This is a genomic window from Methylobacterium trifolii (assembly GCF_022179685.1).
GTDB classification, from domain to species: domain Bacteria; phylum Pseudomonadota; class Alphaproteobacteria; order Rhizobiales; family Beijerinckiaceae; genus Methylobacterium; species Methylobacterium trifolii.
In genome coordinates this window covers 1-4,078 of record NZ_BPRB01000351.1, presented here as the reverse complement: position 1 = coordinate 4,078, position 4,078 = coordinate 1, and the positions used below count along the sequence as shown (strand labels likewise).

3 protein-coding genes and 1 pseudogene are annotated in these 4,078 nt (G+C 72.4%); all 4 read left to right on the top strand.

Features of this window, described 5'->3' with window-relative positions:
- Window positions 1-421: 421 nt before the first annotated feature.
- Entirely contained in the window at window positions 422-1,711 is a 1,290-nt protein-coding gene (locus tag COGEMETH_RS24240; RefSeq protein WP_238185233.1) for an alpha/beta hydrolase, read from the top strand.
- A 66-nt stretch (window positions 1,712-1,777) separates the two neighbouring features.
- The gene (locus COGEMETH_RS24235; RefSeq protein ID WP_238185232.1) at window positions 1,778-2,359 is read left to right on the top strand and encodes a gluconokinase; all 582 of its coding nucleotides are present in this window, start codon (window positions 1,778-1,780) and stop codon (window positions 2,357-2,359) included.
- Window positions 2,356-3,162, top strand: coding sequence for a Cof-type HAD-IIB family hydrolase (locus COGEMETH_RS24230; RefSeq protein ID WP_238185231.1), 807 nt, complete (start codon window positions 2,356-2,358; stop codon window positions 3,160-3,162). Before COGEMETH_RS24235 ends, COGEMETH_RS24230 begins: the two co-directional genes overlap by 4 nt.
- Window positions 3,163-3,492: 330 nt before the next feature.
- Window positions 3,493-3,883: pseudogene (locus COGEMETH_RS24225) on the top strand (lytic transglycosylase domain-containing protein); the annotation flags it as partial.
- Between the last annotated feature and the right edge of the window lie 195 nt (window positions 3,884-4,078).

The following is a 4,078-nucleotide window of genomic DNA, read 5'->3' as shown; positions in this document are numbered from 1 at the left end:
CAGGCAGGACCGAACAGCCCGACACCGCGAGCGCGGTGCACAGGACGAGGGGGAAAGCGCGCATCCAGAGGTCGCCCGTCGGTTTCGCCGACCTGCTGCCTAGCTCAATCCCGCGCACCTGTCCGTAGCGGGTGGGTCACAGTCCCGACGGGACCGGGGGGCGGCCCGGCCCCGTCCCCGATGCACACAGTCCCTTGGCAGCCCCTTGGCAGCCCCTCGGCGGATGTTGCGGCCGGGGCACGCCCGCCGGATGCGGGAGGCACGGCCTCGCGAATTCCGCCCGCACGCATGACGGCCCGATTGCCCACCTGCGCGCGTGTGGGCATTAAGTCCCGCCGCGGATACCGTGATCCCGGGACGGTTCGTCTACGGGAGGCGGCCACCGCCCCGGGCCGATTCCCCTGCGAACGGACGCGCGGTCATGAGACTTCCCCTGGCCTACACGCCGCCGGACCTCCAGGAATCCGATCCCGGCCCGGTCCGTCGCCGCCACGTCTTCTTCGTGCCCGGCTACGACCCGGAGGCGCGGACCCGCTACCGGCTGCTGTTCGTGCGCGAGCTGATGCGCCACGCCAAGCGCTTCGGCGAGGGCCGGCGCACGGTCTCGGCGGCCGCCCTGAGCCCGGACGGGCTCGTCCAGGGCTGGAATGTGGCGGCCCATCCGCCGAGCGGCGGGGCGGCGACCCGCTACGAGGTGCTGCTCTGGGACGACATCGTGGCCCGCGACTACGCCCGCTCGCGCGTCCTCAGCGTGGCCCTGCTCGTCGTCGGCACCCTGCACGCCCTGGCCTGGGGCGCGCTCTGGCGGTTCTACCGCTACAACCACCGCTACGGAAACGTCATCCTCTATCCCTTCGCGATGGTGGTGGCGCTGACCCTGGTATCGGTCCTCATCGGCACGATGGTCCACGCCCATCTCGGGGACTGGTTCGGATACAGCCTGGGCCTGCCGGCCTGGGCCTCCCTGCCCCTGGGCGTCGCGGCGGGCCTCGTCTGGCTCGTGGGGATCGAGGCGTTCCTCAACCGGCTGTTCTTCTGGCAGCTCCTCAACACCTGGGTGTTCAACTGGCAGCACGGGCAGCTCTGGCGGCCCGACTTCGAGGCGCGGGTGGACGCCTTCGCCGACCACGTGATCGCCGAGATCGCAGGACTGCAGGGCGAGGCGCCCGACGAGGTCATGATCGTCGGCCATTCCGTGGGGGCGCTGGCCGCGGTCGAACTCGCGGCACGGGTGCTCGCCCGTGCGCCCGCCCTGTGGGAGGGCCGGACCCGGCTGTCGCTGGTGACCCTGGGCTCTGCCCTGCCGCTGGTGGCGGTGCAGCCGCTGGCCCGCCGGCTGCGGGCCGAGATCGCGAGCCTCGTCACCGCGCGCCGCCTCGTCTGGTGCGACTTCCAGACGATGCAGGACTGGATGAACTTTCCCGGCTTCAACCCGGTCCTCGACCTGAAGCTCGGGCTGGGCGCGAGAGCGGTCGCCAACCCGGTGGTGCGCTCGACACAGCTCAAGCAGGTCGTCGAACCGGAGACCTACGCCAAGATCCTCTACCGCCCGTTCCGGCTGCACTTCCAATGCCTCCTCGCCAACGAGCGGCCGGGCGACTACGACTTCTTCCGCCTCACCCTCGGGCCGCAGCACCTGCGCGACCGGGCGCTCACGCCGATCGTCGGCCCCGAGCCGGTCGCGGCGGCGCCGGAGCCCAGAGGCGGCTGAGGCGACCGTCGCAGGTCCGGCCGGCAACCCTTCAAGAGCCCACCCCGAACCGGAGGCTTCGAGACCATGACCCAATCGCAGACCGGCGGAGCGGGGGAGGGCGCAAAGCCTCAGGTCCTCCTGGTGATGGGCGTCTCCGGGTCCGGCAAGAGCACGATCGCCGCCCTGGTGGCGGAACGGCTCGGCTGGATCTTCGTGGACGGCGACAGCTTCCACACCCCCGAGCACGTCGCCAAGATGCATGCGGGCCTCGCCCTCGACGACGAGGACCGCGCGCCCTGGCTCGCCCGGCTCGCCGCCTGGATCGGGCAGCGGCTGGAGGCGGGGGAATCCGGCGTCATCGTCTGCTCGGCCCTGCGCCGGGCCTATCGCGACGTGCTGACCCGCGGCAGCCGCCAGGGGGTGCGGATTGTCTACCTGGAGGGCAGTCAGGCGCTGATCGCCGGGCGCCTGGCCGAGCGCCGGGGGCACTTCATGTCGCCCCACCTCCTCGACAGCCAGTTCGCGATCCTGGAGCCGCCCGGCCCAGACGAGCGGCCGATCACGGTCGGGATCGACGAATCTCCGGAGGGAATCGCCGAACGGATCGTCGCGCGGGTCGCGGCCGAGGGTGCGGGCGACGCTGCGCCTGCCGGAGGCCGCCCGTGAGCCGGCCCGACATCGCCCTCGTCGTCTCGGACGTGGACGGCACCCTGGTCAGGTCCGACAAGAGCCTGAGCCCGGCGACGATCGCCGCGATCCGCCGCCTCGGGGAGGCCGGGATCGGCTTCACGGTCGCCTCGGCCCGGCCGCCGGTCGGGCTCCAGGGCCTCGTCGAAGCACTCGGCCTGCGCCTGCCCATGGGCGCGTTCAACGGTGCGAGCGTGGTCGGGCCGGACCTTCGCGTGATCGAGGAGCACCTGATCCCGGAAGCGACGGCGCGGGAGGCCGTGGAGCGGCTGCTCGCCTCAGCCCTCGACGTCTGGGTCTTCGCCCGCGGCGCCTGGTTCCTGCGCGATCCGGATGCGCCCTACACCGACGTGGAGCGGGCCACGCTCCAGGCCGGACCGGAGGTGACGGCCGACCTCGGCCCGCTCCTGGCCGCCGCCTCCAAGATCGTCGGCGTCAGCCGGGACCACGCGCATCTGGCCGCCTGCGAGGCGGAGGTCGCGGCCCGCCTGGGGGACCGCGCCGTGGTGCACCGCTCGCAGGCCTACTACCTCGACGTGACGCCCCCCGGCATCGACAAGGGCGGCTTCGTCGGCTGGATGAGCCGACATCTGGCGATCCCGGAACACCGGGTCGCCACCTTCGGCGACGCCGGCAACGACCGGGCGATGTTTGCCCGCAGCGGCCTGTCGGTCGCCATGGGCAATGCCGAGGATGGGGTGAAGGCGGCGGCCCGCGCCGTCACCGCGGGCAACGACGCGGACGGGTTCGCCGAGGCCGTGGAGCGGCTGATCCTGGCCTGAATGGTTCGGCCGCCGGGCCTGTAGCACGCGGGGCCGTCGGTCGAAGCCGCTCCTGCGGCGTCTGGGCGCGAAGGGCGCCCCGCGGAGCGTGTTTTCCGTTTTCGGAAAACACGGAGCGAAGCGAAAGCCCGAGCCCGCGGATGCGGGCGCCTGCGATCGAGGCGAGGCAAGGAAACAGGGCAAGTGCGTTCGAGCGATCGCCCTGTGGCGCGCCGGGCACAGGCCGGGCGCCGCGGCCGCCCGGCCCACAGGCTGCCGGACAGAAGCCGCTTTCCGGCCTCATTTCGCCTCGACCTAGCTTGAGCAGAACAAACCGAACCGGGTCTCGGAATGAATCGCCTTCTCCTCGCTGCCGTCCTCGCGGCTGCGCCCATCCCAGCTATCGCCCAGGTGGCGCGCGACAACATCGACGCGCTGATCGAGCAGCAGGCCAAGGCGAACGGCGTTCCGGCAAGCTTCGTGCACGCGGTGGTCAAGCGCGAGAGCAACTACAACCCCAAGGCCAAGGGCGGCAGCGCGCTCGGCCTGATGCAGATCAAGCACGCGACGGCCCGCGGCCTGGGCTATACCGGGGAGGCCAGCGGCCTCTACGACCCCGAGACCAACCTGCGCTACGGCGTGGCCTATCTCGCGGGCGCCTACCGCACCGCCCAGGGCAACCTCACCCAGGCCTACACCTACTACAACCGCGGCTACTATTACGCGGCCAAGCGCCAGGGCGTCGCCAGCGAGGTCGCCGCCGTGGTGGCCCCCGTGGCGGCCTCCGCGAGCGCGGTGGCGAGCCTGTTCACCGGCCGCCCACCGTCCGATCCGAGCCTGACCGCCGCCGGCACCGCGCTGGCCTACGCGCCGGCCCTGTCGGCGGTGCCGTCGGAGACCGTGGAGGTCCCGCTGCCCCCGCGCCGCTGAGCGAGGC

What these genes read in the sequence shown, in the direction of transcription:
- COGEMETH_RS24240 (WP_238185233.1), top strand. Translation starts at nt 422, where the DNA reads ATGAGACTTCCCCTGGCCTACACGCCGCCGGACCTCCAGGAATCCGAT.
- COGEMETH_RS24235 (WP_238185232.1), top strand. Translation starts at nt 1,778, where the DNA reads ATGACCCAATCGCAGACCGGCGGAGCGGGGGAGGGCGCAAAGCCTCAG.